Below are 26,792 nucleotides of genomic sequence, written 5' to 3'. Positions count from 1 at the left end.
GGTTCGGGGTGGAAGCACAGCAATGTGTGTAGCTGACGAATACTAATCGGTCGAGGGCTTATCCTAAAACGCTTATACGGTCCATACAACCTGTAAGCAACAGCTAAAGTTCGGCAAGACAATCTTTCGTATCCAGTTTTCAAGGCGCAAACGCTTTGAGCCGTTTGGTGGCGATGGCGGAGGGGAACCACGCGTTCCCATACCGAACACGACCGTTAAGCCCTCCAGCGCCAATGGTACTTGGACCGCAGGGTCCTGGGAGAGTAGGACGTCGCCAAGCACGAGGAACCTACCGCATGTAGATGCGGTAGGTTTTTTGTTGTTCTGAGCATCTAACGAACGTTATGAAGGTGCCGCCAAATGGGGATGAGGGAGAGAGGGAAACGGTGTCCCTCAACAGAAGCTAACGGTGGTAATACGATGCTTCCTTGGACTCGATTCTTACGACGCCGTCCTTTCGTTGCTTGCGGAGACTGAAGGATATCAAAAGTCTTGGTATAAGCAGCCATAAATGCCAGCACACGATGCTAATCATGAGGGACTCTGTAATCCATGGATATAGGAGGCCGATGATGCAGAGGCCGAGCCAGAACATTTGACGATGAACTCGCCTATAAACTAGCAGCGAAATATCGCTTGCAGGTTTAAATCCAATCCATGGCGGATTGATTCTCCATATCCATTTGCGATCGGCAGCCTCCTCTACTTTGATGAACGTAAGCAGCATAATAAGGATGTGCAGGAGTTGAACGACTGCAAAGCCGAACAGCCAAGAGAACAGACCGTCCATTTGGTACATGAGCATTTGGAAAGCGAGCAAAATACCGGAAATAAGAAGGTGGCTCATAATGAGCTCGGGTCGTATTACCTGACGTTTAATGAGCATATACTGATAAATCGTAGCGTTCTGTTGATCGATTAGCGATTGGCGCATATACGAACGTCCTTTCGATGCGAATCATACATTCTCGTTATGTATATCGGTTAATTGCACCCGTATATGGAGAGGAGCCAATAAACAATTTTTTGGGTGTTATGGCGGAACCATCTGCGGAGTGGGCGCATACGATATATAAATATTTGAAATGGGCTATGAAACAAGTATAAAAAGATAGATTAAATGGCATAATAATAGCTATATAGGCAGGCATCAGAAAGCGGGGATTAAAATGAACGATAATCGCGAGCTTCATTGCATTATTTGCGGTCAACATAAGGCCGAGGGCGAAGGCATCCGAATCGTATCTGAATTTATTTGCACCGATTGCGAGAACGAAATGGTAAGAACGGATGTGAAGGATGCGAAGTATCCCTTCTTCATCCATCAGATGAAGCAAATTTTCATTGAGAAAAATGCTTGAGCAGCCTCTTGCTATAGAGAGTTGCTCTTTTTTTTGCGTCCCGTTAAGTTACAATAGAGCTTACAGAGCAAGCTTGCTCCGTATAGTTGGTAGGAAAGGATTGTCTTATTATAATGAAGCCTTTTTTTGCGCCATTATTTGAAACGCTAATCAAGCATGCGAATACAGACCCGGTTAGTCTTCATGTGCCGGGTCATCGAGGCGGTCATGCCATAGCTGCACTGGGCCAAATGGCCGAGACTGATCAATCATACATGTCCTATTTTCATCAGATAATGAAGCTGGATGTGACGGAGCTAGCCTCTACCGATGATCTGCATCATCCCGAGGGCTCAATTAAAGAAGCGCAGCAGTTGGCGGCAAGTTGCTTCGGCTCTGAAGAAACTTTCTTCCTCGTAGGCGGAAGCACATCGGGCAATATAGCGCTGCTGCTTGCCATTTGCGATCCCGGTGATCAAATCATTGTCCAGCGCAATGTACATAAGTCGGTTATTAACGGGCTGAAGCTTGCCGGAGCGTCGGCTATCTTCCTGACGCCGCTATATGAGCGACATTCCGCATTAGCGGTCATACCTTCGCTCAACGATATTGAACAGGCGCTGCAACAGTACCCTGAAGCCAAGGCCGTGTTTCTCACCAATCCGAACTATTACGGCATGGGTGTGGATTTGAGGACTTATGCAGACATCATACATCGCTACGATAAACTGTTACTGGTAGATGAGGCCCATGGAGCGCATTATGGGCTGCATCCAGATCTGCCTTCCTCGGCAATCGCTGCAGGCGCTGATGCCGTTGTACAATCCACGCATAAGACGCTCCCCGCCTTTACAATGGGGGCAATGCTTCATGTGCAAGGAGAACATATGCCAAGACAAGCATTAAGGCAGTCGCTGGCGATGATTCAGAGCTCCAGCCCATCGTTTCCGATTTTATCGTCGCTCGATATTTCCCGAGCAATGATTGATCGTTTCGGCACATCCTTATTCGATGGGGCGCTGGATCAAGCTGCATCGTTCCGCCGCTGGTTCAACGAGCACGGCGCTCCAATCAGCGTGTTGGAAGCGCAGCTGGACAATGTTCATCTTAGCTACGTAGATCCGCTTAGAATCGTCCTGTATGATCGCAGCGGCACCTTGTCAGGCTATGAGCTGCAAAAGCAGTTGGAGCAGCATGGATGCTGGGCAGAGATGGCCGATCCGAGGCATGTCGTGCTTATTTTCGGCATTCACATATCCGGGGATCATACGAACAGGCTCAAAGAGGCTATAGCAGCCATCTCTAAGCAGTGTAAAGCACTCGAGGCTAATGTCGCCGGTACGGCCATAGCGAGGTCGTACAAGCGTCAGCCCGCCGGCATGGAGCTGTCATCTGGAGTGGATGAGCGGATTTCGTTACCGATTTCTTTTGCAAAGACATTATTAAAGAATCAACAGCAATCACGTGTTCCGCTAAGCGAAGCGGAGAACTGTACGGCTGCAGAGATGGTGATTCCGTATCCTCCAGGCATTCCAGTCGTGTATCCGGGTGAGAAACTGACAAGCCGCATTATTGAACAAATTGCTCGATTGGCGGCAACGGGAGCCAAGTTTCAAGGGGCGATTGACCCGGGTATGCATACAATAGAGGTATATAAGTAAAAGTTCATTGTACTGGCTGGTACGCTTTGTTAGAATGGAAGGAAGCGGACGATGCTGCCGCTAGCTATACAGACGATATTACTTAATGGTTAGGAGAAGCCTTAGATTGAAACAAGGTGTATTCATTACAATAGAAGGCGGCGAAGGCGCCGGCAAAACGACACTGATTGAGCAACTGGCGCATACCATGCTCCAAAGAGGGAAGGAAGTCGTCATTACGCGCGAGCCCGGCGGCATTCCGATTGCCGAGCAGATTCGTACCGTTATTTTGGACCGGAATAATACGGCTATGGACGCAAGAACGGAGGCGCTGCTCTACGCGGCATCCCGTCGTCAGCATTTGGTGGAGAAGGTACTGCCAGCGCTTGAAGCAGGAAAGGCCGTCATTTGCGACCGTTTCGTTGACAGCAGTCTCGCTTATCAGGGTTATGCACGGGGGCTGGGCATGGATGAGGTATGGGACATTAACCGCTTCGCGATTCAAGAGCTCATGCCGCAATTGACGGTATTCATGGATATTTCGCCGGAGGTAGGTCTAGCGCGCATTGCGCAGTCGGCCGAGAGGGAAGTGAACCGGCTCGATCTCGAGAAGCAGGCCTTCCATGAACGCGTACGCGAAGGATACTTGCAGCTGTTGCGGAAGTATCCGGAACGGATCGTGCGAGTGAATGCCGATCAATCGCCGGAAGCTGTATTTATCGACGTTTTGGATGTCGTTGATCGTCGTTTTGAAGGATTTTTTGCAACCGATGTCAAACATTAAGAATATTGGGCAGGAATGAAATAACGTAATCTAATAGTAATCAAGGGGGAATAAGGATGAAATTAGTGATTGCGGTTATTCAGGATAAGGACAGTAACCGATTGTCTAATGCTCTTGTACGTGAAGGCTTTAGAGCGACAAAGCTGGCAAGTACGGGCGGATTCTTGAGAGCGGGCAATACGACGTTCATGATCGGGATAGAAGACGAGCGCGTGCATGAGGTGCTTCAGGTCATTAGCTCGAACTGCAAGGTGCGCGACCAGTTGGTTACGCCGGTATCGCCTATGGGCGGCTCAACGGATTCTTATATCCCATTCCCTGTTGAGGTGCAGGTTGGCGGCGCTGCCGTATTCGTGATCCCGGTCGAGCGGTTCGAACATTTCTGATTGGGCGTGGTAAACGATGAAGATAGATCATGGATTCCGGCCAGTCGGACAGAATCGTACGAATGGCGATCAGGCTTCCAAGCCGGCGCAGTCTAAGAGCTTCGCCGATGTGATGGTGCAGCAGGACGACCAGCGCACGCAGGAGCAGTTGCAGCAGAAGCTGCAGGACATTCATCGCCAAGGCGAGCGTCTCGCTAAGCTGATGACGGTGCGCGAGTTGAAGCTGTACCGCCAGATGGTGAAGCAGTTTTTGGAGGATACGGTCAGACGCGGCGTTGTGTTGAAAGAGATTAAGGGGTTTGATCGCAGAGGACGCGTGAAGCGCTATAAGCTTCTCGACGAGATCGATGATACGCTCATCGCGATGGCGGAGGAGCTGCTCGACAGCGAGCAGGGACGAATTGATCTACTGAGCAAGATCGGCGAGATTCGCGGCATGCTGATTAACCTGTTGTTCTGATAGAAAGGTAAGGAATGGTTATGAGTCTTGAACAATTGAGCGACCAATGGAAAGCGCTGCGTATTCTAAAGCATGCCTTAGGGAGCGGCAAAATATCGCATGCGTACTTATTCCACGGGCCGTCCGGCACGGGACGTTTGGCAATGGCTCGAGCCTTCGCCAAAGCGCTGTTCTGCACGGCAGGCGGAGACGATGCATGCGGCGTATGCCTGGAATGCCGTAAGTTCGAGCATGGCAATCAGACGGACTTGATTACGGTCGCGCCTGATGGGCAATCGATCAAGATCGACCAGATTCGAGAGCTTCAGCGCGATATGTCGTATCGGAACAGCGGTACGAAGTGGAAGATCTATATGGTCGAGCAGGCTGACAAGATGACGCAAGCAGCGGCTAACAGCTTGCTTAAATTTCTGGAGGAGCCCGTGTCACCCGTTGTCGCTATTTTGATAACCGACAATGGACAAGCTGTATTGCCTACCATCCGTTCGAGGACGCAATGGGTGCCTTTTCTCCCGATGTCGCCGGAATCGATGCTGGAAGCGCTCGTTGCGGAAGGCGCGTCTGCTCTTCTAGCGAGGACGGCCGTTCAGATGAGCTCCGGATTGGACGGAGCTAGGCAATTTCTCCAGCAGAATCAGTTTGCAGAAATAAGAAATCTAGTGATACAATTAGGCAAGGAGAGTTCGACCCGATTCACCGCGGCGATGATCACTGCCCAGCAGCAATTATTTAAGACAGAACTGGCAGAACATACGCAATTGCTGCTGTCGATGTTTGTAATATGGTTTAAAGATTTGATACAGTTCCAAGCCGGAAGGCAAGGGAATATCGTTTTTATAGATCAGTTGGATTGGATAGGCAAGCATGCTTTTGATCGATCATTTGCAGGCTGGGTGTCCTGCATTGAGCATACGCTTGAAGCGAGCAAGCGTATGCGAGCGAACGTTACGCCTCAGCTCGCATTTGAGCAACTATTGGTAAACCTACAGGAGGGCTAATCCTTGTATAATGTCGTCGGTGTCCGCTTCAAGAAGGCGGGCAAGATCTATTACTTTGATCCGGTCGAGCATCCCGTGAACAAGGACCAGCATGTTATTGTTGAAACAGCGCGGGGGATCGAATATGGTAAAGTGGTGGTGGGACAGAAGCAAGTCGGTGAATCGGATGTCGTCCTTCCTCTTAAGAAAGTCATTCGTGTCGCTAACGAGGTCGATGCCAAAGTCGTCGACGAGAATCGTACAGCGGCTAAGAATGCATTCGCTACATGCCTGGATAAGATTAAAGGCCATCAGCTCCGAATGAAGCTGGTTGACGTAGAGTTTACTTTCGATCGCAATAAGATCATTTTCTACTTTACGGCAGAAGGAAGAGTGGACTTCCGCGAACTTGTCAAGGACCTCGCAAGCGTGTTTCGCACGCGAATCGAGCTTAGACAAATCGGCGTCCGCGACGAAGCGAAGATGCTTGGCGGCATCGGTCCGTGTGGACGAGTTCTATGCTGCTCCTCTTGGCTTGGCGACTTCGAGCCCGTATCCATCAAGATGGCTAAAGACCAGAACCTGTCGCTCAACCCTACGAAAATATCCGGATTATGCGGTCGCCTTATGTGCTGCTTGAAATATGAGCATGACAATTACGAGAGCGTGCGCGAGGAGCTGCCAGCGATTGGGAAAGTGGTCATAACCTCTTATGGAGAAGGTAAAGTAACAGGCATAAACGCGCAAGCGAAGAGTGTATTCGTAAGTTTGTTCGATACACCGGGCAAACCTAAGGAACTGCCGTTTGACGATGTCGTTATTAAATAGAAGGCATATCGCGATTGTTGGGGCGGAGCCCCAAGAGTCGCTCATGCTGGAAGCTCTGGGGTGTGGGAACTTGGAGAAGAAAGATATATTCGTACAAATCGATGAGTTGGATACGAGGTTCGGCAAGTTTCATGCGGAGCTGACTGATCTGAAGCAGAAGATGAAAGAGCTGCTGGAGGAGAATAAACGGTTAAGCATGGAAAACCACCAGCTTCGTAAGGTGTTCAAGCGTGAAACAGCTCCAGCGCGTGAAGCACTGTTGAAGCCTGTAGGCGCCGAACGTGAACCTGCTCTCTTCGATTCGCAGCGGGCTCATGAGGATGTCTTACTAGCGGCAGGAAACGCCGTTGGAGAAGGCCATGACAATTTAACGCGGCTTTATCATGAAGGGTTCCATATTTGCAATGTGTATTACGGGCATTTGCGGACCGAGGGAGATTGCTTGTTTTGTCTGTCCTTTCTAAATAAATAATGCAATCCGTATTGACAAGCCGTCCTTACCGCAAAGGGCGGCATTTTTATTACCACATCTGAATGTTATAGTACTTTATATTAATAAAGCATAAAAGCAATCATTCCGATTGGCGATAAAAACCTCTTTGCTTCCGAAGTGAGTTTGCTGCGCAAACTTGTAGGTCGCTCATCTCGAAGTACTTCGATTGGAGTTTTTCTCAAATTTTATGAAAGTAAAGGAGAGGCAATGACGTGTCTGAATCTGTAATCTTGGCGTCTAATGAGCGTCTGGATGATTTAATGACGGAAAATGGGTTGAAAATTATTCAGAGCAGGGAGGTATTCAGCTTCTCGCTTGACGCAGTGCTGCTGTCGCGCTTCGCCAATATTCCGAAGCGAGGCAAAATGATCGACCTGTGCACAGGAAACGGCGTTATTCCGATGCTGCTCAGCACACGGACGAAGGCCCATATCGATGCGGTCGAAATTCAGCCGCGTCTGGCCGACATGGCTAGGCGGAGCATCGAGATGAACGGGCTGCAGAATCAGATCAGGATCATCGAGCAAGACTTGCGTCTCTACGCGAAGGAAGCTGGCAATGGCGTCTATGATGCGGTTACGGTTAATCCGCCGTACATGCCTGTTACGGCAGGCGATCAGAATGAGAATGAGCATTATGCGATCGCCAGGCATGAGATTCATTGCACGTTAAACGATGTGATGCAAGCGAGCGCGAGGCTAGTGCGTCCGGGAGGCAAGGTTGCGATGGTCCATCGTCCATCAAGGCTGCTCGATATTGTGGAGACGATGCGGAAGTGGAAGCTGGAACCGAAGCGGGTGCAATTCGTTCATCCTCATGCAAATGCGGAGGCGAACATGATATTAATAGAAGCCATGCGTGATGGGAAGCCTGATATTAAGCTTCTGCCGCCGATTATGGTGTATGAGAACGGGGTGCAAATCGTATGAACGTACAAAAAAGCTTCGGTGGAGAGACTTCCAATCAGGAGTGTGGAAGTCTATATCTCGTAGGCACGCCTATCGGCAACTTGGAGGATATGACCTATCGCGCGATCCGGACACTCAAGGAAGTACAGCTTATAGCGGCGGAGGACACGAGACAGACGCGCAAGCTGTTGACGCATTTCGAAATAAGCACGCGCACGGTCAGTTATCATGAGCATAACAAAAACGCGAGCGGGCCGGAGCTGATCCGGTTGCTGCAGAGCGGGCAGTCCATTGCTTTAGTCAGCGATGCCGGGCTTCCTGCGATTTCGGATCCGGGGGCTGATCTCGTGCGAGATGCGATCGATAACGGTATAGCGGTTATTCCGATTCCAGGGGCTAATGCGGCGCTCTCGGCGCTTATTATGTCCGGTCTGCCGACGGACAGCTTCACCTTCGCCGGATTTCCTCCGCGCGATCGCAAGTCGCTAACGAAGTGGCTGCAGGAGCGAGGCGGACAGCGTGACACGCTGCTGCTCTATGAATCGCCGCATCGCGTTACGAAGACGCTGGACGTCTTACTTGCGAGCCTTGGCGATCGCCGGATTGCGCTTGTCCGCGAATTGACGAAGCGTCATGAAGAAGCGGTGCGCGGAACGGTGAGCGAATGCATTGCTTGGTTCAAGGAGCATCCGCCGCTCGGCGAATTCGTTATCGTAGTAGCTGGCGTGAGCGAGGCTGAGGCGAGTGAGCTGGAAGCGAATGCCGCATGGTGGTCGGAGCTCGATATTGCCGAACATGTTGCGCATTACGAGAGAGAGATGGATCGTAAGGAAGCGATCAAGAAAGCGGCCGTCGATCGCGGCTTGTCTAAGCGGGATGTGTATAACGAGGTCAATCGCTAGAGCCGGAGCTGTTAACGAAAGCGTAAACGGCTGCCATCCGTCCTCTGACGGCAAAAGCTGACGTTTCGCTGGCAATTCTAAGCGGTTTATAAGGAGCAATCTTATAAACTCTTAGAATTAAAAAAAGACCTTCCTGGCCGGGTTCAAGCGCAGGAAGGCGTCAAGGAGTATTAAAAGGTTAGAATTAACAAGTGGATAAAATGATTATAACCTATTTTTTTTATTTTGTCACAGGAGAAGGCATTTCAGATAAACAAATATGGCAAACTATTTTTCCTTTGAAGTAAGATACGTTCTCTGCGTTGCCGCAGAAGATACAAGCAGGCTCGTATTTCTTCAACATGATGCGCTCTCCGTCCACGTAAATCTCCAGCGCATCCTTCTCTCCGATTCCTAGCGTACGGCGCAATTCAATCGGAATAACAACACGTCCCAATTCGTCAACTTTACGGACAATACCTGTTGATTTCATCATGATCTATCAATCCCTCTCTCAAATAAATTGTTCGTCATCGTTCGACATGTTTCTTAGTTTTATGTCTATTATAATACCAACGATTCCCAAAATAGTCAACCTATAATTTTACTATAAATATCCGTATTTACAGGCATTTGACTATGTAACGGGGGCATACTACTCTGTAATAGAATACAACAGCTTCGACATTTTGGAAACTATTATACGACAATATTCGACATTAAATCGACATCATGTGTCGAAATTATGAACGAGGGAGATGAACACAAAAGTGAGAGAGCCGCTTCAGGAAGAGAAGGTATTCAAAGACCCCGTACACCATTATATATACGTACAGGACCAGACGATTTGGGACCTTATTAACACAAAAGAATTTCAACGTTTGCGTCGGATCCGCCAATTGGGCACGTCTTACTTGACGTTCCATGGCGCCGAGCATAGCCGTTTTTCCCATTCGCTCGGCGTTTATGAAATTACGAGAAAAATTATTTCGCAGTTCGAGCGCAATAGCTTTCATGATTGGCCGAAGGAGGAGCGGCTCGTATCGTTATGCGCGGCGCTGCTTCATGATGTCGGTCACGGCCCGTTCTCCCACTCGCTTGAAGAGGTGTTCGATACCGATCATGAGGAATGGACATGCAAAATCATTTTGGAGGATACGGAAATCAACCGTGTGCTTAGAGCAGTGTCTGAAGATTTTCCGGGTCACGTAGCTTCCGTCATTCAGAAGAAGTATCCGAAGCCGATCGTCGTCAGCTTGATTTCAAGCCAAATGGATGCGGATCGCATGGATTATTTGCTCCGGGACGCTTATTTCACTGGCGTAAACTACGGAAATTTCGATTTGGAGCGCATATTGCGAGTGATGCGTCCTTACAAAGGGCAAATTGTGGTTAAGGAAAGCGGCATGCACGCGGTGGAGCATTATCTAATGTCCCGTTACCAAATGTACTGGCAGATTTATTTCCATCCGGTGACAAGGAGCTCGGAGATTATTTTGAGGCAAATATTCCGCAGGGCGAAAGAACTGTATGAGAAAGGTTATTCGTTCCTATGGATGCCTGAATCGGTGAAGCGACTGCTCGATAACACGATGTCCGTGAGCGATTATTTGAAGCTGGATGAAGCGCTTGCGCAGACGGCGTTCATGCAATGGGCGGAGGAGGATGATTCGCTGCTGGCCGACCTATGCGACCGCTTCCTGAATCGTCGTCTATACAAGTACATAACGATCGATGAACCGGAACCTTATTTATTAGAAGAAATACGTTTGCTGTTTCTTTCCGTCGGCATGAATCCGGAGTACCATATGGAGCTGGACTTCCCGTTCGACCTGCCTTATGACGTCTATCGTCCCGACCGGCAAGAGGGAGAAAAGAAAGAAAAAGCGCCGATTTTGTTGCTGGATCATCAGGACGAAATTAGTGAAATATCGGCTAAATCCGACATCGTCAGATCGATCACCGGAATGCATCAGGGACAGTACCATTTGTATTTCCCGGAGGAGCCGCTGCGCGATAATATTTCGCAAATGAGCCTACAAATGCAGCAACTATTCCAACTGAACGAAGGAGTATAACATCAACATGACCTATTTATTTGACACGCATACCCATCTCGACTCGGATAAGTTTAACGAGGACCGTACGCAGGTGATCGAACGTGCAAGGGAAGCGGGCGTCGACCTGTTGCTTAATATCGGCTTCAACCGCGAGACGATCCCGACCACGATTGCGCTTGCGGAGGCATACGAGTTCATTTACGCCGCCGTCGGCTGGCATCCCGTCGACAGCATCGATATGACGCCAAACGACTTAGAATGGATCGAGCGGCTATGTGGGCATCCGAAAGTTGTCGCAATCGGCGAAATAGGACTCGACTACCACTGGGATACCTCGCCGAAGGATGTGCAGCAGCGCGTATTTCGAGAGCAGATCAGGTTGGCGAAGAAGGTAAACAAGCCGATTGTCATCCATAATCGCGATGCCCATGAGGATATCGTTCGCATACTGCGAGAGGAGAATGCGGCAGAGGTTGGAGGCGTCATGCACTGCTATTCAGGAAGCTGGGAGACGGCCAAAGCATGCCTCGATATGGACTTCTATATTTCGTTCGGAGGACCGGTTACGTTCCAAAATGCGCGCGTGCCAAAAGAGGTTCTGAAGCAGGTTCCGCTGGACCGATTATTGATCGAAACGGATGCTCCGTATTTGACCCCGCATCCGCTTCGAGGGAAGCGAAATGAGTCCGCTTATGTCGCGCTTGTCGCCCAGTCCGTGGCCGAGCTATTGGGCAAATCCGTGGAAGAAATAGCCGAAATTACGACCGAAAACGGTAAAAAATGTTTTGGTATTGTTTAAAAACGATAGGAAACAAGAGATTGAATGACCTTTTGAGCGATAAAACTGGATTTTGTGCAGGAAAACTCTAAACTATTCCGTCTTTAACCAGCTTTTTCGCTTAAATCGTCTTTTATCGCTTCTTTACAACTGACCGCCCGTGAAGGTATGATTCATTTCAGAGTTATTCGTTTTTGTATTGGATTTCCAGTTTGCGCTTAATCTCCGGAAGGAGAACGGGGGACCCAGGGTGCGGGTAAATGAAGGACCGCGCTTTGATCTTTTCAGGGGTGAATTTCGAAGCCATTGCCATGAGCATTGCGCTTTCGAATAGGGCAGCTCTCTTGCCCGAATCCGTCAGCTAACCTCGTAAGCGTTCATAGAGAGCGATCAACCTCGTGCACCCATTTTTAGATATCTCGTGTAGACACCCGAGAAGCCACGATACAGATCCTCTGTCGACGGCTTCTTTTTATTTTCGAATAATCGGGAAATCGTCGTCATAGGGTTAGATCATGGAGGTGAGAGGATCGAGAATTGATATAGAATTACTGGATTGCGTGCTTGCACGCCAATATACTATAGTCGCGTCAGTTGTAATCATGCGTAACACTTGGCGGCGGGGCTATGAAGGAGGACCGATGAAGTGGGCATAATCCAGGTAAAGGAAACCCATGGGAAACGATCATCCAGCATGTCTTTCGCAATGCGATGGAAGCATGAAAATTTGCGTTTGATACTTTTGAGTGCTATTATCTCAATCGCTATGACTTTCATGTTACTGGTGTTGTTGTACGGAACGGCTGTCAAAAGCGTCTCCGTAGTAGTGAATGGACAAGAAACCGTTGTAGAAACAAAGCAATGGGTCCTGCAACGCCTACTGGATGAACAAGCTATTACAATCGGCCCGCATGACGAGGTTTCGGTGCCTCTGAATGCAGCCATCAAGGATGGCGATCGCGTTGAAATCAATCATGCGGTTGCGGTTAATGTAACGGCGGATGGCAAGACATCAACGGTGTACACGACAGAAGAAACCGTGCAGGCGGCGATCGAGCAATTAAATATTTCTGTTCGTAGTCAAGATAAAGTAGTACCGTCGCTTCAATCGTCTGTTGAAGAGGATATGTCGGTAACCGTTGTGCGCGTCGATACGAAAGTATCGGAGAGCGAGCGGGCTATGCCGTTCTCTATCGTGAAGAAGGAAGATCCGACGCTGGAGGTTGGCAAGGAGAAGCTGATCCAGACCGGCAAGGAAGGCCTTATCGTTGAGCATATCCAGAAGCAGTACGAGGATGGCGTGCTTGTTTCAAAACAATTGGTCAGCAAAATGATCGAAACCGCCGCTGTCGATCAAGTCGTGGCAGTCGGTACGAAGAAGCCGGAGCCTAAGGTAACGGTGCTATCGAGCAACAGTCCAACCGTGGAGACGTTAACGAAAAGCGGCGTAACGCTTAAGGCGAAGAGCGTGCTGAAGAACGTCACGTTGACGGCGTATTCCGCGGGCGTGGAATCTACGGGCAAGGACGAAAATCACCCGCAATACGGCATTACGGCGTCCGGAACGACAGTGTCGGAAGGAAGAACGATCGCGGTTGATCCGAAGGTGATCCCGATCGGTTGGTGGGTATTCATTGAAGGTATCGGATTCCGCCGGGCCGAGGATACGGGAAGCGCGATAAAGGGCAATAAGATTGACGTGTACTTCAGCAGTCAGAAGACTGCGGAGAAGTTCGGACGCAAGAAGGGGTACACCGTGTACGTCATTGGACCGAACAAACCGTCATCTACCTAACGGCCGTGCTGGCGGATAACCGTTTATCATCATCTTATCGTAATGTTTAATTAAATATGCCATCATAAGAAGAGGCGTTGCCTCTTCTTTTTGCGATTTTATTGACGTATGAAGACAATAGAATGTTGCAGGGTTTAGTTCAGCAAAATAGGAAGGGAATGATCTTAGTGATTAAGGAGATCATTGTCGTTGAGGGCAAGGATGACACGGTTGCCGTTAAGCGTGCAGTAGAGGCCGATACGATCGAGACGAACGGCTCGGCGATCGGCGAAGAGGTACTGCGTCGCATTGCGCTTGCGAACGAGCGTCGCGGCGTTATTATATTTACGGATCCCGACCATGCGGGGGAGCGAATCCGCAAGATCGTGGCACGACATGCTCCGGGCTGCAAACATGCGTTCCTGCCGCAGGAGAAGGCTCTCTATAAGGGCGACATTGGGATCGAGAATGCGAGCCCCGAGGCTATTCGCCAAGCTCTCTCCGAGCTTCGTACGGAAACGGCGGATATCGCAGGAGAAGTAACTTGGGAACACTTAATGGATGCGGGGCTGATCGTGCACCCCGATGCGTCGAACCGCAGGTTGCTCGTCGGCAAGCTGCTCGGCATAGGCTACGCGAACGGCAAGCAATTTTATAAGCGTTGTACAAGCTTTCGCATCTCGAAGGCAGAGTTCGATGCTGCAATGCGCGAGATGGAACAGCAATTGGAGGGATAACATATGAACGGACATGAGGGTACGGCGGCAACAGGCAGAGCCTCTATAGAGGTGGCAACGCCGAAGCGAACGAAGGAAATTATAGCGAAGTACGGCTTCTCGTTCAAGAAGAGCTTAGGTCAGAACTTTCTGATCGATCAAAACATATTGAACAAGATCGTCGAGGCTGCCGAGCTCGACGAAACGAAGGGCGCGCTGGAGATCGGTCCGGGCATCGGTGCGCTTACGCAGCGTCTTGCCGCATCGGCGGGCAAAGTAACGGCGGTGGAGATCGACAACCGTCTTATTCCGATTCTGCGCGACGTATTGTCGGAGGACACGAATACGGAGGTCATTCACGGCGACGTGCTCAAGCTGGACTTGAAGCAAGTATTCGAGGATCGCTTCAGCGATATGAGCGGCGTTAGTGTCGTTGCCAACTTGCCTTACTACGTGACGACGCCGATCCTTATGAAGCTCCTGGAGGAGCGATTGCCGCTGGAGCATATCGTCGTGATGATCCAGAAGGAGGTCGCCGATCGGATGGCTGCGAAGCCGGGTGGCAAGGAATACGGCAGCCTTAGCGTCGCCGTGCAATACTACTGCGTGCCGCAGGTCGTCTGCATCGTTCCGCATACGGTGTTCATTCCGCAGCCGAACGTCGATTCTGCGGTCATCAAGCTATCACTGCGCGATAAGCCGGCCGTTGACGTACCGGACGAGGATCACTACTTCCGCGTCGTACAAGCAAGCTTCGCACAACGCCGCAAGACGCTATTCAATAACTTGACCGCTTTCGTCGGCAAGGAAAACCGCGAGGCGCTGACGGCGCTGCTCACGGGCATCGGGATCGACCCGGCACGTCGCGGCGAGACGCTGTCGCTTGAGGAATTCGCGAGCGTCAGCCGTGCGATGCTGGAAGCGGGATGGAGAGGCTAAGCATCAGCTTCAGTGCGGCCGTTCGAACATAAAATACTCACCATTCGCCCTATCTGCCCATAGGATAGACGAAGAGGTGATTTACCCATGAAGCAAGGGGACCTGGTCGTCCGCAAATCGTATGGCGGTGACGTGCTGTTCTGTGTTGAAGCTGTTCGTACACATCATGCCGTTCTGAAAGGCACGGACTACCGATTGCTTGCGGATGCGCCTATTCCCGATCTCTCGGTCGTTCGCGACCCGGAATCGACAAGAGCGGTTCAGCAAGTTCGCATTAAAGTAAACGATTCGCTGCAGCGCATGCACAATCAGAGAGAGCGCCAAGCGGTCGAGACCGTGGATCATATCCGGCTTGCAACGCAGGAGAACCAGCCTTTCTTCGAGGTGCCCGGAAAGGTGCTGCACCTGGATGGGGACAACAATTACTTGAAGAAAAGCATGCAGCTCTACAATACGATGCATGTGCCGTCGCATGGCCTGCATGTCCATGAATCGCAGATGGCCGACGTCTTGTACCAGCTGCTTCCCCAAGTGAAGCCGGATATCGTCGTTATAACCGGCCATGACGGCGTGCTTAAGAATCGATTGCAAGAGGATCTATATAGCCTGGGCAGTTATAAAAACTCGCAAAACTTCGTAAATGCCGTCCGTGTTGCGCGGGAATATGAGAAAAACCGCGATGGCCTCATCGTGATTGCAGGCGCATGCCAATCGCATTTCGAGGCGTTGCTGCAGGCAGGCTCGAACTTCGCAAGCTCGCCAGGCCGCATATTGATCCATGCGCTTGATCCGGTCTATATCGCGATCAAAGCAAGCTATACGTCGATTCGCGATACCGTTAATTTGTCCGATGTCATACACGGCACGATTAGCGGCATAGACGGGGTTGGCGGCATTGAAACATTAGGGCGGTTTCGCGTGGGCTTGCCTAAACCCAAAATTACTTCCGTAGGCGCGACGCTGAAGTCGTAGCTCCATTTTTTGATGCATTTTTGCGGTGCAAATTTTACGACAACTTCTTAATATGGATGAAACCAAATAAATTATGCATGGATTTTTAAAAAATGGGTGAAAACACCGTTGACAAGTAAATAATGTGGCTGATATAATATTTTGCTTTGTTTGACAAACCCTCCTTTTTTGTTTATAATGGACAAGGAAAGAGGTGGTAGTGGACAATGGCAAAAAATGCGCTATTGGATATAAAACGCAGTTTGGAAGCTCATGTTGGCTCCAAAATCCGTCTTCGAGCTAACGGTGGCCGACGAAAGACCATCGAACGAACCGGTACGTTGGAAGAAATCTACCCTTCTGTTTTCATTGTGAAGCTGGATGAAGAGCAACACGCGTTCAAGCGTGTCTCATACAGTTATGCGGATATTCTGACCGAGTCGGTTGAAGTGACCGTATGCAATGATGAAGGCCTAGGTCAAGTCCGAATCGCTTATCTTCAACAATAGATTTATATATGCCTTAACCGGCTAGTTGACGCAGATACCATCTGCGTCTTTTTTTTGCTCTCCGACTTGGCGGCTGAGCGGCCTGCCGAATGAGCTTCGCCTCTTTGAAGCATACTACTGTCGTAACGCGGGACGTTATTGCAGTTTATACCTTACACCTTGGAGGGATAACGATGAGCCGAAGAAGACGAAGCGTCATGTCGGAGGAATTGAAATACGAGTTGGCCAAGGATTTGGGCTTTTACGATACGGTTCAGCAGGAAGGCTGGGGCGGCATCCGGGCCAAGGATGCGGGCAATATGGTCAAGCGTGCCATTCAGCTTGCCGAGCAGGCGGCTGCCAAGTCGAATCGTCCTTAGAGCGACTCGGTTTACCGTGTTTCGATAGAATAAAGCTAAGCCTCTTGCGGCCTGCCTGCAGTCTGCTCAGAGCGCTTAGCTTTTATTGCGTTCGTTTGCTATAATGAGGGATAAGCTTACGAACGAACGGAGAACGTACCCTTATGAAAATATACGAGAAGGCTTCTGCCAAAATTAACTTAGTCCTCGACGTGCTCCGCAAGCGCGAAGACGGCTTCCATGAGGTCGAGATGATTATGACGATGGTCGACCTTGCCGATCGTTTGGAAATGGAAGAGCTGCCGCGCGATACGATCATCATCTCGAGCCAGGTTGGCTATATTCCGCTTGACGAGAAGAACCTCGCTTTCCAGGCGGCAAGATTGATTAAAGACCGGTATGACGTACGTAAGGGCGTCTACATCCATTTGGATAAGAAAATACCGGTTGCCGCAGGGCTAGCCGGCGGCAGCAGCGATGCAGCGGCTGCGCTGAGGGGGCTGAACAGGCTCTGGAAGCTCGGCATACCGGAGGAGGAGCTTCGCGTGTTAGGGGCGGAGCTTGGCTCGGACGTGCCTTACTGCGTCACAGGCGGAACGGCGATCGCCCGCGGACGAGGCGAACTGTTGGAGCATATCGATAATCCGCCGCAATGCTGGGTCGTACTGGCTAAGCCGCCGATTAACGTCTCGACGGCCGATGTCTACGGCAGGCTGAGAGCGAACGAGCTGAAGCATCATCCATCGATACCGAATATGAGGGATGCGCTTGCAAGGGGTTCGTTCAACGACATCTGCGAAGGGCTTGGCAACGTCTTGGAGGATGTGACGCTTGAAGTCCATCCGGAGGTGCAGCAAATTAAAGAAAGCATGATCCGTCTGGGTGCGGACGGCGTGCTGATGTCGGGAAGCGGACCGACCGTGTTCGGACTTGTATCGAAGGAGGCCAAGCTTCCTCGTATCTATAACGGCTTGCGCGGATTTTGCAAAGAAGTCTATGTGGTAAGAATGCTTACATAGGGTTGACGTTCTTCTTGATTAAATCCGTATAAAAATGTTATATTGACATTATATTATTCGGATTTAGTGGGGGGAGATGCCTTTGAAGAAGTTGAAACGTAGCGCAAGATTGGTAGAAATGACCCAATACCTGCTAAGTCGTCCCCACACGTTAATTTCGTTGACAGCGTTCGCCGATCGTTATCAGTCTGCGAAGTCATCGATCAGTGAAGACTTAGCCATTATTAAAGAGGTATTCGAAGAGGAAGGTTTCGGCGAGCTTCATACGCATGCCGGGGCGGCAGGAGGCGTGAAGTATACGCCGAAAATGAATCAAGATACAGCGTTATCGATTATGAATGGTATATGCCGTCAGTTGGAACAGCCCGAGAGGGTATTGCCCGGCGGCTATTTGTATATGACCGACATGCTCGGACAACCGGAGATGCTCGCAGACGTCGGCAGAATGTTCGCTACGGCTTTCGCGGACCGCCGGATCGATGTCATTATGACCGTTGAGACGAAGGGCATTCCGCTCGCTTACGCGACAGCTTCGTGCCTCAATATCCCAGTCGTCATCGTTAGGCGCGATAATAAGGTAACGGAAGGCTCTGCGGTCAGCATCAACTATGTATCGGGTTCGACGAAGCGCATACAGACGATGTCCCTTGCCCGCAGGGCTCTGAAGGAGCAATCGCGCGTGCTTATCATTGACGACTTCATGAAGGCCGGAGGCACGATCCAAGGCATGATGGACCTGCTCTACGAGTTCAAGGCAACGGTAGCCGGGGTAGGCGTATTCGTTGAATCGGGCGAGGTGGAGCTGGAGGAGCGGCTGCTGGAGGATTACGTGTCCCTGGCGAAGCTGACGGCTGTGGATATGAAGACGAAGCAGACGACTGTTCTTCCCGGCAACTATTTCAAATAACGGACGATATCGATATCGGAAAGGCTGTGACAAGCGTGACTGCCAAACAAGTACCGCAAGTGGTAGCTACAGACAAAGCTCCTGCGGCGATTGGACCTTATTCGCAAGCGATTAAATTGGGGGGACTATTATTTACTTCCGGACAAATCCCGCTGGATGCATCCGGTCAATTGATCGAGGGCGGCATTGAGGAACAGGCGCACCAAGTTTTCCGCAATCTCGAAGCGGTGCTCGCGGCTGCCGGATCCACTTTCAACGACGTAGTGAAAGCGACCGTTTTCATGAAGGACATGAACGACTTCGCATCGGTTAACGGCATCTACGGATCGTACTTCGGCGACCATAAGCCAGCGCGCTCGACCGTAGAAGTGGCGCGGCTTCCGAAGGATGTTCTTGTCGAAATCGAGGTCATTGCATCGACATATGTCGAATGACAACGAAAAACATGCGTTCGCAAAAAAATATTTTAAAAATAGCATGATTTTACCAAAAAACTAGAAGGATTTTGCACAAAAACGTGGAAATATACACCCAAGTCTCTGATAGGCAAAGGTGGTGAACACAAGTGCAAATTACTGATGTCAGACTCCGCCGTGTAAATTCCGAAGGGCGTATGAAGGCAATCGCTTCCATTACCATTGACAATGAATTCGTCGTTCACGATATCCGCGTGATTGACGGCAACAATGGTATGTTCGTCGCAATGCCTAGCAAACGTACTCCGGACGGAGAGTTTCGGGATATCGCTCATCCGATCTCTTCAACCACCCGGGAGAAAATCCAAGCTGCTGTTTTGGCCGAATACGAGCGCGCAGCAGAGGAAGTTGTTATTGAAATTGAAGAAGGCGCTTAACCAAGGGCTTCACGATTAATAAGATGGTTTAGAGAAGAGGGCCATAGGGCTCTCTTCTCTTTTTTGGCTTAACCATAGTTGTCGATGTCCGTATAATGGGATATAGTCATAAAAGAAGTTTGTTTAATGAGGCTTGGGAGGTTATTCAGTTGAAGATTATGGCGATTGTGCTTGCTGCTGGTCAGGGCAAACGTATGAAATCGAAATTATATAAGGTGCTCCATCCGGTATGCGGCAAGCCGATGGTAGGGCATGTCGTGGATGTGGTAAAGGAAGCTTCCAGCGAGCGTACGGTCGTTATTGTCGGTCATGGCGCGGAGAGCGTGAAGTCGTATCTGGGCGATGCGGCGGAATACGTACTGCAGGAGCAGCAGCTGGGCACGGGACATGCGGTCCGTCAGGCTGAAGCGCTGCTTGGCGGCGAGGAAGGGACGACGATCGTCATTTGCGGCGATACGCCGCTCGTGAAGGCGTCAACGATTACATCAATGCTGGAGCTGCATACGTCGTCAGGCGCAGCGGCTACGGTGCTGACGGCTTCCTTCGGCGAACCGGCAGGCTACGGACGTATTATTCGCGGGGAAGACGGAGGCGTGCAGCGAATCGTGGAGCAGAAGGACTGCTCTCCGGCAGAGGCGGCGGTAAAGGAAATCAATACGGGGACGTATTGCTTCGATAACCGCAAGCTGTTCGATGCGCTTGCCAAAGTGACGAGCAACAACGCGCAGGGCGAATATTACTTAACCGATGTGATCGGCATCTTCCGCGATGCGGGACAATCGGTGCAGGGCTATTGCACGTCCGACTTGGCGGAGGCAATCGGCGTGAACGATCGCGTGGCTCTTGCCGAGGCGGAGGGCTATATGCGGGCCCGAATTAACCGCGGCCATCTGATCGGCGGCGTAACGATTATCGATCCGGCTTCGACGTATATCGAAGCGGGTGTCCAGATCGGGGCGGATACGGTTCTATATCCGGGAACGGTGCTGCGCGGCAATACCGTCATCGGCGAGGACTGCGTCATTGGGCCGCAAGCGGACATTACGGATAGCGAGCTCGGACGCGGGGCAGCGGTAAAATATTCGGTTGTCGCCGATTCCGTTGTAGGCGAGGAGAGCACGGTTGGTCCTTACGCGAACTTGCGTCCCGGTTCCAAGCTTGGACGCGGCTGCAAGATCGGCGATTTCGTCGAGCTTAAGAACGCAACGCTGGACGATGGAAGCAAAGTATCGCATCTTAGCTACGTCGGCGACGCGAAGGTCGGCAAGGACGTCAATATCGGCTGCGGCGCGATTACGGTCAACTATGACGGCTTCAACAAGGCGATCACGGAAATCGGCGACAATGCGTTCGTCGGCAGCAACGTGAACCTGATCGCACCCGTGAAGATTGGCGAGGGCGCTTATGTCGTCGCCGGCTCGACTATTACGCATGACGTCCCCGCGGGCGATTTGTCTATCGCCAGGGAGCGCCAGGTGAACAAACCGGGATATGCGGAGAAGATCCGCTCGCGCGCGAAAGCGAAGAAGGAACGTTCGCAGAAGTAGAAGCGCCATAAAGAGATTGCTAAATGAATGAGAGATTCATGATTAAGATGTTGCCTGATTGGGTAAAGCTATATGGAATATCCATTTTAGGAGGATACCCATATGGCGATAGCAATGAAAGCGGACCAAAGGAACGTTTCGACGAAGGGCGAATTGCGTGAACTTCGGCAGCAAGGCAAAGTTCCCGGCATCGTGTACGGCAAGCTGTTGAACGCTTCAGCGCTTGTTGCAATCGATGAGAAGGAGCTGCAAGGCTTGCTTCGATCTCACCCGAACGCGGTGCTGGAGATCGAGATCGGGACGCAGGGCAAGCATTCCGTTATGATTTCGGACGTGCAGAGAGATTCGCTGAGTCGTCAATTGCTTCACGTTGACTTCCATCAGGTCAATATGAATGAGAATGTAAGAGCTAATGTGCGAATCGAAGCGGGCGGCGATTCGGAAGGCGTTCGCGAAGGCGGCATTTTGCAAGTGATTCTCCATGAGCTTGAGGTGCAATGCTTGCCGGGTGATATCCCTGAGTCGATCACGGTCGATATTGCGACGCTTGGCGTAGGGGAGAGCTTGCTCGTCCGCGATCTGCAGCTGCCGCAAGGCGTCGAGGCGAAGACGGAGCCGGAGATGGTCGTTGTGACGGTTCTCGCGCCGCAGAAAGAGCTGAGCGAGGAAGAGAGAGAGGATGCGGCGGTCGAGCTGGCCGAAGCGGAATCAAGATCGAAGGAAGCGCAGCTGGAGGATTTGAAGACGATCTAAGTATATAGAGTTTCCGGAAGCTGTCCTGAGATTGATGCTCAGGGCAGTTTTTTAGCTTGCGTAAACTCGAAAATAAACTTATGATTCGTTTAAAAGAGCAGCATCTACTTTTGCAGCTATTATGGTTATGGATAAAGGAGTACAGCTAACGATGAAGTGGATCGTAGGATTAGGCAATCCCGGCACGCAGTATCAAGGGACGCGCCATAACGTCGGTTTCATGGCGATCGATGAACTTGCCAGACGCTGGGGAATCTCGGTCACGACGAACAAATGCAGGGCGCTAATCGGAGAAGGCAATGTACAGGGCACGAAGGTCGTGCTTATTAAACCGATGACCTATATGAATCTGTCAGGGGAGTCGGTACGGGCGTTCCTCGACTATTTCAAGGCTGATCGGGCTGAAGGGTTGATTCTATATGATGACCTCGATACGGAGATCGGCAAGATCCGGCTTCGCTATCAAGGAAGCGCAGGCGGCCATAATGGCATCAAGTCGCTCATTCAGCACTTGGGCACGCAATCGTTCAACCGCATCCGGATGGGCGTATCTCGTCCGCAGCCGGGCATGAACATTGCCGACTATGTGCTGTCGAACTTCCCGAAGAGCGACCAGGACAAGCTGACGGCGATGATCGAGCAGACTTGCGACGCTGTAGAGTTCGGGCTTAAAGCCCCTTTCGAGGAAACGATGGCAAAGTTTAACCGCTAGCCTGTTAGAATCTGCAGCCGCTGGGCATACTGAAGGGTAATAACGACTCTTCAGGAGGCATACATATGGCTGTAAACTACATTTGCCGGCATTGCAAAACGTCCATCGGCTCCATAACGACAGAGGAAATAACGGAGCATCAGCTTGGTTTCCATTTCTTGACCCCCGAGGAGCGCAGCGATATAATAGCGTATGACCCAAGCGGGGATGTAACGGTTAAGGTCGTATGCGATTACTGTCGCGAAGCGCTTGACGCTAATCCCGAGCTTGCTCTTGTATCGAGTCCGCTGCAATAGCGGATGTACGGTTGCTTTTAGGTTTTGATGCAGTGAGTTAGACAAGAGCCTTGACAGCGGTTAAGGCTTTTTTGAAATATAAGGAGGTATAAGGGACTTGCTCCTATACTTAGCCTATATTTCTCGGCTTAACGTTAGCTGTTGAATATTCACAACAATCACTTCGCCGCCTATACGACGGCGAGGTCATTTAGGGTTGAACGAATGTTGAGCGTTTGTGGAGATTGCTGCTGGGATGAATAACAGCCGTCTACTATAAATAAGCTCTCATTCCATGCAAGACTGCTTGTGTTGATGCAATCGGAGGCAATCAGGAGTCAGACGAGCGAGATTTCGTTCATTCGTCTGTTCATTGCCAGCCGATCGTGTATAGAAACGGGGTGCCGCAAACGTTGAAAGCGCTGATTAAAGCTTTTGCCGCGGATTCGGATGTACAGTCGATTATTTCCGGTATTCGCAAAGGCATGCGCGAGCAGATGATTTCGGGGCTGGCCGGATCTTCCCGTCAGGTGCTCATTGCAGCGCTGCAGGAAGATGTGGGCCGTCCGATGCTCGTCGTGACGCATAATATGTTCTCCGCTCAGAAAATCGCGGAGGACTTGCAAGAATGTCTCTCGCAAGAACAAGTATTGTTATATCCCGCGAATGAGCTAATGGCTGCCGAAGCGGCGATCTCGAGTCCCGAGACGCTGGCGCAGCGCATGGATGTGCTGATCAAGCTGTCCAAAGGCTATCGCGGGATTGTTGTCGTGCCGTTCTCCGGCGTTCGTCGCTACCTGCCGATCAGCAACGTAATGGCAGAGGCCCAAATAGAGGTGAAGGTGGGAGATTCGCTCCTGCTCGAAGCATTCCTGCGTCAGATGACGTCTTTAGGTTATGCGCGGGCCGACCGCGTGGAGTCGCGCGGCGAGATGAGCGTACGCGGCGGTATTGTGGACTTCTATCCGCTGACGACCGCGCAGGCATACCGGATCGAATGGTTCGGCGACGATATTGATTCGATCCGTACGTTCGACCCCGCCGACCAGCGCTCGCAGGACCGGCTGCAAGCGTTCATCGTACCGCCATGCCAGGAAATATTGGCGGACGATAAGCGAATGGAAGCCGCGGAGCGCCACGCGCAAGAGCTGCTGGAGCAGCAGCTTGCCAAGATGACCGACCGCATGGCGAAAGAACGTCTTCGTGCGGAGATTGGCGGAGAGCTGGAGCGACTGCGCGAGCATGTGTATTTCCCTGAAATTTATAAATATATATCGCTATTGTACCCGGAACGCCAGACGATTCTTGACTATATGCCAAGCGACACAGTGCTTTTGCTAGACGAGCCGACGCGGTTGATAGAGACGGCGAAGCAGCTGGAGCGGGATGAAGCGGAATGGTCGCTGCATCTGCTGCAGAACGGCAAATCGCTGCCGGGCCTCGAGCTTGCGCGGGCGACGGAGGAGATTCTGCATACCCGACCGTTCCCGACGTTGTTCTTATCGCTGTTCCTGCGCCAAATTCCGCATACGCAGCCGCAGAACATTCTGAACATGACCAGCCGCTCGATGCAGAACTTCCATGGCCAGATGAACGTGCTGAAGGCGGAGATGGATCGCTGGATGAAGACGGGCGCCAACGTTATTATGCTTGCCGGAGGCGCCGAGCGCATGGATCGCATGCGCCGCGTGCTGCAGGACTACAACATTGAGCCGCCTACGCTGATCGAGGGCAACCTGCAATCGGGCTTCGAGCTGCCTTCCTCTCATCTGGTCGTCATTACCGAAGGCGAGATGTTCTCGCAGAAGCAGCGCAAGGCGCGACGCATCGACAAGAAGGTCGACAACGCCGAGCGGATCAAGAGCTATACGGAGCTTAAAGTCGGCGATTACGTGGTCCATCATAACCATGGCATCGGCAAGTACGTAGGCATCGGCACGCTTGAGATCGCCGGCATTCATAAGGACTACCTCCATATTCTGTATGCCGGGGGCGACAAGCTGTCCGTTCCGATCGAGCAAGTGGACATGATCCAGAAGTATGTCGGCTCGGAGGAGCGGGAACCGAAGGTTAATAAGCTAGGCGGCAGCGAGTGGACGCGCGCGAAGAATAAGGCTAGGGCGTCGGTACAGGATATTGCCGATGATCTGATCAAGCTATATGCGCAGCGTCAGGCAGCGCCGGGTTATTCCTTCGGACAAGACACATCCTATCAGCAGGAATTCGAGGCGATGTTCCCCTACGATGAGACACGGGACCAGCTCAGGGCTATCGAAGAGATCAAGAAGGATATGGAGAAAACCCAGCCGATGGACCGGCTCCTCTGCGGCGACGTGGGCTATGGCAAGACGGAGGTTGCGATTCGCGCGGCCTTCAAGGCGGCGATGGACAGCAAGCAAGTCGCCGTACTCGTTCCTACGACCATCTTGGCCCAGCAGCACTACGAAACGTTCAAGGAGCGCTTCTCCGGGTATCCGATCAATGTGCAGGTTTTGAGCCGCTTCCGGTCCCGCAAGGAGCAGAACGACACGATGAAAGGGCTGAAGGACGGACGGGTCGATGTCGTCATCGGCACGCATCGCCTGCTGTCGCAGGATGTCATCTTCAAGTCGCTAGGCTTGCTTATCGTCGACGAGGAGCAGCGGTTCGGCGTGTCCCATAAGGAGAAGCTGAAGAAGCTTAAGACGAATGTTGACGTGCTGACGCTGACGGCGACGCCGATACCGAGAACGCTGCATATGTCCATGCTTGGCGTGCGCGACCTGTCGGTTATCGAGACGCCGCCCGAGAACCGATTCCCGGTACAGACGTATGTCGTCGAATACAGCCCCGCCCTCGTGCGGGAGTCAATCGAACGCGAGCTTGCGCGCGGCGGCCAAGTCTATTATCTATATAACCGCGTGCAAGGCATCTATCAGATGGCCGAGCAGATCAACGCGCTTGTACCGGATGCTAGAGTGGCCGTCGGTCACGGTCAGATGTCCGAGCAGGAGCTGGAGAAGACGATTCTCGACTTCCTCGACGGCGAGTCCGACGTTCTCGTGAGTACGAGCATTATCGAGACGGGCGTTGACATTCCGAACGTTAATACGCTTATTGTGCACGATGCTGATAAAATGGGTCTGTCGCAGCTCTACCAACTGCGCGGACGCGTAGGCCGGTCCAACCGGATCGCTTACGCTTACTTTACGTATCAGCGCGACAAGGTGCTGACGGAGGTGGCGGAGAAGCGCCTGCAGTCCATCAAGGAGTTCACCGAGCTCGGTTCGGGGTTCAAGATCGCGATGCGCGACCTGTCGATCCGCGGTGCGGGCAATCTGCTCGGCGCGGAGCAGCATGGCTTCATCGCTTCGGTCGGCTTCGATATGTATTCGCAGATGTTGGCCGATGAGATCGCCAAGCGGAAGGCGGAGATGGAAGGCGTAGAGATCGTAGAAGAGAAGCAGGTCAGCACGTTGATCGACGTCAGCATCGACGCTTACTTGCCTTCGGATTATATATACGACAGCATTCAGAAGATCGAGATCTACAAGAAAGTGGCGACCCTTCGTTCCTTCGAGGAATCGGATGATCTCGATGCGGAGCTTGTAGACCGCTTCGGCGACTTGCCGCAGGCCGTTCAGAACTTGTTGGCCGTCGCCAGGCTGAAGGTGTATGGCGGATTATACGGCATCGAGCAAATTAGCCAGAAGGGCGACGACCTGACGCTTCGGTTCGCTTCGAGCGAGAAGCCGCGTATCGACCGGACGAAAGTCGACAAGCTCTGCCATAAGTTCGAGAACCGGTTCAAGCAGGGTAGCGAGCAGGATGCGAACCCGACCGTGCTGCTGCGAGGCAAAGGCTTATCGATGGAGCAGAAGCTTCATTTATTGGAACAATATTTGCAGGCGTACAAGGATGCGCTTCACCAGCAGGGACAGCTGCAGAACGTGACGCCATAGACTGCGATTCGCTTTCTGAGTTC

General features: G+C 51.4%; 29 protein-coding genes, 1 rRNA gene and 1 riboswitch. Of the genes, 28 read left to right on the top strand and 2 right to left on the bottom strand.

Going from position 1 to position 26,792, the window contains the following annotated elements; genetic code table 11:
- The first annotated feature begins 163 nt into the window (after positions 1–163).
- Positions 164–280: ribosomal RNA gene (rrf, locus tag J2T14_RS28930) — 5S ribosomal RNA — on the top strand.
- A gap of 123 nt (positions 281–403) precedes the next feature.
- Here rrf and J2T14_RS28925 read toward each other — a convergent pair.
- A complete protein-coding gene (locus J2T14_RS28925; protein WP_307476548.1) occupies positions 404–934 on the bottom strand; it encodes a transposase in 531 nt (176 codons plus the stop codon).
- Positions 935–1,169: 235 nt separating this feature from the next.
- Between J2T14_RS28925 and J2T14_RS28920 the strand changes: the two genes are divergently transcribed.
- From J2T14_RS28920 to rsmI, 10 genes are all read left to right on the top strand, one after another.
- Positions 1,170–1,361, top strand: a complete 192-nt coding sequence (locus J2T14_RS28920) for a sigma factor G inhibitor Gin (protein ID WP_307208031.1) — start codon at positions 1,170–1,172, stop codon at positions 1,359–1,361.
- Between the two features lie 113 nt (positions 1,362–1,474).
- A complete protein-coding gene (locus J2T14_RS28915; protein WP_307476546.1) occupies positions 1,475–3,001 on the top strand; it encodes an aminotransferase class I/II-fold pyridoxal phosphate-dependent enzyme in 1,527 nt (508 codons plus the stop codon).
- Positions 3,002–3,107: 106 nt separating this feature from the next.
- On the top strand, positions 3,108–3,764 hold the full coding sequence (gene tmk / locus J2T14_RS28910; protein ID WP_307476544.1) for a dTMP kinase: 657 nt from the start codon (positions 3,108–3,110) through the stop codon (positions 3,762–3,764).
- A 56-nt stretch (positions 3,765–3,820) separates the two neighbouring features.
- Positions 3,821–4,150 (top strand): cyclic-di-AMP receptor, encoded by a 330-nt coding sequence (locus J2T14_RS28905; protein ID WP_307208028.1) that lies wholly within the window; start codon positions 3,821–3,823, stop codon positions 4,148–4,150.
- Between the two features lie 16 nt (positions 4,151–4,166).
- Positions 4,167–4,610, top strand: coding sequence for a YaaR family protein (locus tag J2T14_RS28900; protein ID WP_307208027.1), 444 nt, complete (start codon positions 4,167–4,169; stop codon positions 4,608–4,610).
- A gap of 20 nt (positions 4,611–4,630) precedes the next feature.
- Positions 4,631–5,608: a DNA polymerase III subunit delta' gene (gene holB, locus J2T14_RS28895; protein WP_307476542.1), complete on the top strand. Its 978-nt coding sequence runs from the start codon at positions 4,631–4,633 to the stop codon at positions 5,606–5,608.
- A gap of 3 nt (positions 5,609–5,611) precedes the next feature.
- A complete protein-coding gene (locus J2T14_RS28890; RefSeq protein ID WP_307208025.1) occupies positions 5,612–6,415 on the top strand; it encodes a PSP1 domain-containing protein in 804 nt (267 codons plus the stop codon).
- Between the two features lie 70 nt (positions 6,416–6,485).
- Positions 6,486–6,887 carry an initiation-control protein YabA gene (locus J2T14_RS28885; protein WP_307208043.1) on the top strand — a complete coding sequence of 134 codons (402 nt, stop codon included), beginning with the start codon at positions 6,486–6,488 and terminating at the stop codon, positions 6,885–6,887.
- A 281-nt stretch (positions 6,888–7,168) separates the two neighbouring features.
- Positions 7,169–7,837: a tRNA1(Val) (adenine(37)-N6)-methyltransferase gene (locus J2T14_RS28880; protein WP_307208041.1), complete on the top strand. Its 669-nt coding sequence runs from the start codon at positions 7,169–7,171 to the stop codon at positions 7,835–7,837.
- Complete coding sequence (gene rsmI / locus J2T14_RS28875; RefSeq protein WP_307476540.1) at positions 7,834–8,718, top strand: 16S rRNA (cytidine(1402)-2'-O)-methyltransferase; 885 nt, start codon at positions 7,834–7,836, stop codon at positions 8,716–8,718. The genes J2T14_RS28880 and rsmI overlap by 4 nt, the downstream gene beginning before the upstream one ends.
- A gap of 220 nt (positions 8,719–8,938) precedes the next feature.
- Here the strand turns inward: rsmI and J2T14_RS28870 are convergent, their stop codons facing one another.
- On the bottom strand, positions 8,939–9,193 hold the full coding sequence (locus J2T14_RS28870; protein WP_012772023.1) for an AbrB/MazE/SpoVT family DNA-binding domain-containing protein: 255 nt from the start codon (positions 9,191–9,193) through the stop codon (positions 8,939–8,941).
- Between the two features lie 262 nt (positions 9,194–9,455).
- Here J2T14_RS28870 and J2T14_RS28865 point away from each other — a divergent pair, with 262 nt between their 5' ends.
- The 17 genes from J2T14_RS28865 to mfd all read left to right on the top strand — a co-directional run bounded on the left by J2T14_RS28865 (position 9,456) and on the right by mfd (position 26,769).
- Positions 9,456–10,775: an HD domain-containing protein gene (locus J2T14_RS28865; RefSeq protein ID WP_307476539.1), complete on the top strand. Its 1,320-nt coding sequence runs from the start codon at positions 9,456–9,458 to the stop codon at positions 10,773–10,775.
- A gap of 7 nt (positions 10,776–10,782) precedes the next feature.
- Positions 10,783–11,556: a TatD family hydrolase gene (locus tag J2T14_RS28860; RefSeq protein ID WP_307476536.1), complete on the top strand. Its 774-nt coding sequence runs from the start codon at positions 10,783–10,785 to the stop codon at positions 11,554–11,556.
- A gap of 184 nt (positions 11,557–11,740) precedes the next feature.
- Positions 11,741–11,927: riboswitch (cyclic di-AMP (ydaO/yuaA leader) on the top strand.
- A gap of 254 nt (positions 11,928–12,181) precedes the next feature.
- Positions 12,182–13,330 (top strand): 3D domain-containing protein, encoded by a 1,149-nt coding sequence (locus J2T14_RS28855; RefSeq protein WP_307476534.1) that lies wholly within the window; start codon positions 12,182–12,184, stop codon positions 13,328–13,330.
- A 167-nt stretch (positions 13,331–13,497) separates the two neighbouring features.
- Complete coding sequence (rnmV, locus tag J2T14_RS28850; protein WP_307208040.1) at positions 13,498–14,046, top strand: ribonuclease M5; 549 nt, start codon at positions 13,498–13,500, stop codon at positions 14,044–14,046.
- 3 nt (positions 14,047–14,049) lie between these two features.
- Complete coding sequence (gene rsmA / locus J2T14_RS28845; protein WP_307476532.1) at positions 14,050–14,964, top strand: 16S rRNA (adenine(1518)-N(6)/adenine(1519)-N(6))-dimethyltransferase RsmA; 915 nt, start codon at positions 14,050–14,052, stop codon at positions 14,962–14,964.
- Positions 14,965–15,051: 87 nt separating this feature from the next.
- Entirely contained in the window at positions 15,052–15,936 is an 885-nt protein-coding gene (gene yabG, locus J2T14_RS28840; RefSeq protein ID WP_307476530.1) for a sporulation peptidase YabG, read from the top strand.
- Between the two features lie 206 nt (positions 15,937–16,142).
- On the top strand, positions 16,143–16,424 hold the full coding sequence (gene veg / locus J2T14_RS28835; protein WP_307208015.1) for a biofilm formation stimulator Veg: 282 nt from the start codon (positions 16,143–16,145) through the stop codon (positions 16,422–16,424).
- Positions 16,425–16,597: 173 nt separating this feature from the next.
- The gene (locus J2T14_RS28830) at positions 16,598–16,783 is read left to right on the top strand and encodes a small, acid-soluble spore protein, alpha/beta type (RefSeq protein WP_307476528.1); all 186 of its coding nucleotides are present in this window, start codon (positions 16,598–16,600) and stop codon (positions 16,781–16,783) included.
- 143 nt (positions 16,784–16,926) lie between these two features.
- Positions 16,927–17,781 carry a 4-(cytidine 5'-diphospho)-2-C-methyl-D-erythritol kinase gene (ispE, locus tag J2T14_RS28825; RefSeq protein WP_307208013.1) on the top strand — a complete coding sequence of 285 codons (855 nt, stop codon included), beginning with the start codon at positions 16,927–16,929 and terminating at the stop codon, positions 17,779–17,781.
- 82 nt (positions 17,782–17,863) lie between these two features.
- Entirely contained in the window at positions 17,864–18,688 is an 825-nt protein-coding gene (purR, locus tag J2T14_RS28820) for a pur operon repressor (protein WP_307208012.1), read from the top strand.
- A gap of 35 nt (positions 18,689–18,723) precedes the next feature.
- The gene (locus J2T14_RS28815; protein WP_307208011.1) at positions 18,724–19,122 is read left to right on the top strand and encodes a RidA family protein; all 399 of its coding nucleotides are present in this window, start codon (positions 18,724–18,726) and stop codon (positions 19,120–19,122) included.
- A gap of 131 nt (positions 19,123–19,253) precedes the next feature.
- Complete coding sequence (gene spoVG / locus J2T14_RS28810) at positions 19,254–19,541, top strand: septation regulator SpoVG (RefSeq protein ID WP_307208009.1); 288 nt, start codon at positions 19,254–19,256, stop codon at positions 19,539–19,541.
- Between the two features lie 149 nt (positions 19,542–19,690).
- Positions 19,691–21,088 carry a bifunctional UDP-N-acetylglucosamine diphosphorylase/glucosamine-1-phosphate N-acetyltransferase GlmU gene (gene glmU, locus J2T14_RS28805; RefSeq protein WP_307476526.1) on the top strand — a complete coding sequence of 466 codons (1,398 nt, stop codon included), beginning with the start codon at positions 19,691–19,693 and terminating at the stop codon, positions 21,086–21,088.
- Between the two features lie 102 nt (positions 21,089–21,190).
- Complete coding sequence (locus J2T14_RS28800) at positions 21,191–21,841, top strand: 50S ribosomal protein L25/general stress protein Ctc (RefSeq protein ID WP_307208007.1); 651 nt, start codon at positions 21,191–21,193, stop codon at positions 21,839–21,841.
- 151 nt (positions 21,842–21,992) lie between these two features.
- Positions 21,993–22,553: an aminoacyl-tRNA hydrolase gene (pth, locus tag J2T14_RS28795; RefSeq protein ID WP_307208039.1), complete on the top strand. Its 561-nt coding sequence runs from the start codon at positions 21,993–21,995 to the stop codon at positions 22,551–22,553.
- Positions 22,554–22,618: 65 nt separating this feature from the next.
- On the top strand, positions 22,619–22,849 hold the full coding sequence (locus tag J2T14_RS28790; RefSeq protein WP_307208006.1) for an anti-sigma-F factor Fin family protein: 231 nt from the start codon (positions 22,619–22,621) through the stop codon (positions 22,847–22,849).
- A 392-nt stretch (positions 22,850–23,241) separates the two neighbouring features.
- Positions 23,242–26,769: a transcription-repair coupling factor gene (mfd, locus tag J2T14_RS28785; RefSeq protein ID WP_307476524.1), complete on the top strand. Its 3,528-nt coding sequence runs from the start codon at positions 23,242–23,244 to the stop codon at positions 26,767–26,769.
- The last annotated feature ends 23 nt before the right edge of the window (positions 26,770–26,792 follow it).

This window comes from Paenibacillus harenae, from assembly GCF_030812415.1.
Classification (GTDB): Bacteria; Bacillota; Bacilli; order Paenibacillales; family Paenibacillaceae; genus Pristimantibacillus; species Pristimantibacillus harenae_A.
The sequence above is the reverse complement of the archived record's forward strand: the minus strand, read 5'-3'. Positions and strand labels throughout refer to the sequence as shown.

What these genes read in the sequence shown, in the direction of transcription:
- J2T14_RS28925 (WP_307476548.1), bottom strand. Translation starts at nt 934, where the DNA reads ATGCGCCAATCGCTAATCGATCAACAGAACGCTACGATTTATCAGTAT.
- J2T14_RS28920 (WP_307208031.1), top strand. Translation starts at nt 1,170, where the DNA reads ATGAACGATAATCGCGAGCTTCATTGCATTATTTGCGGTCAACATAAG.
- J2T14_RS28915 (WP_307476546.1), top strand. Translation starts at nt 1,475, where the DNA reads ATGAAGCCTTTTTTTGCGCCATTATTTGAAACGCTAATCAAGCATGCG.
- J2T14_RS28905 (WP_307208028.1), top strand. Translation starts at nt 3,821, where the DNA reads ATGAAATTAGTGATTGCGGTTATTCAGGATAAGGACAGTAACCGATTG.
- J2T14_RS28900 (WP_307208027.1), top strand. Translation starts at nt 4,167, where the DNA reads ATGAAGATAGATCATGGATTCCGGCCAGTCGGACAGAATCGTACGAAT.
- holB (WP_307476542.1), top strand. Translation starts at nt 4,631, where the DNA reads ATGAGTCTTGAACAATTGAGCGACCAATGGAAAGCGCTGCGTATTCTA.
- J2T14_RS28880 (WP_307208041.1), top strand. Translation starts at nt 7,169, where the DNA reads ATGACGGAAAATGGGTTGAAAATTATTCAGAGCAGGGAGGTATTCAGC.
- rsmI (WP_307476540.1), top strand. Translation starts at nt 7,834, where the DNA reads ATGAACGTACAAAAAAGCTTCGGTGGAGAGACTTCCAATCAGGAGTGT.
- J2T14_RS28870 (WP_012772023.1), bottom strand. Translation starts at nt 9,193, where the DNA reads ATGATGAAATCAACAGGTATTGTCCGTAAAGTTGACGAATTGGGACGT.
- J2T14_RS28865 (WP_307476539.1), top strand. Translation starts at nt 9,456, where the DNA reads ATGAACACAAAAGTGAGAGAGCCGCTTCAGGAAGAGAAGGTATTCAAA.
- J2T14_RS28860 (WP_307476536.1), top strand. Translation starts at nt 10,783, where the DNA reads ATGACCTATTTATTTGACACGCATACCCATCTCGACTCGGATAAGTTT.
- rsmA (WP_307476532.1), top strand. Translation starts at nt 14,050, where the DNA reads ATGAACGGACATGAGGGTACGGCGGCAACAGGCAGAGCCTCTATAGAG.
- yabG (WP_307476530.1), top strand. Translation starts at nt 15,052, where the DNA reads ATGAAGCAAGGGGACCTGGTCGTCCGCAAATCGTATGGCGGTGACGTG.
- veg (WP_307208015.1), top strand. Translation starts at nt 16,143, where the DNA reads ATGGCAAAAAATGCGCTATTGGATATAAAACGCAGTTTGGAAGCTCAT.
- J2T14_RS28830 (WP_307476528.1), top strand. Translation starts at nt 16,598, where the DNA reads ATGAGCCGAAGAAGACGAAGCGTCATGTCGGAGGAATTGAAATACGAG.
- ispE (WP_307208013.1), top strand. Translation starts at nt 16,927, where the DNA reads ATGAAAATATACGAGAAGGCTTCTGCCAAAATTAACTTAGTCCTCGAC.
- J2T14_RS28800 (WP_307208007.1), top strand. Translation starts at nt 21,191, where the DNA reads ATGGCGATAGCAATGAAAGCGGACCAAAGGAACGTTTCGACGAAGGGC.
- pth (WP_307208039.1), top strand. Translation starts at nt 21,993, where the DNA reads ATGAAGTGGATCGTAGGATTAGGCAATCCCGGCACGCAGTATCAAGGG.
- J2T14_RS28790 (WP_307208006.1), top strand. Translation starts at nt 22,619, where the DNA reads ATGGCTGTAAACTACATTTGCCGGCATTGCAAAACGTCCATCGGCTCC.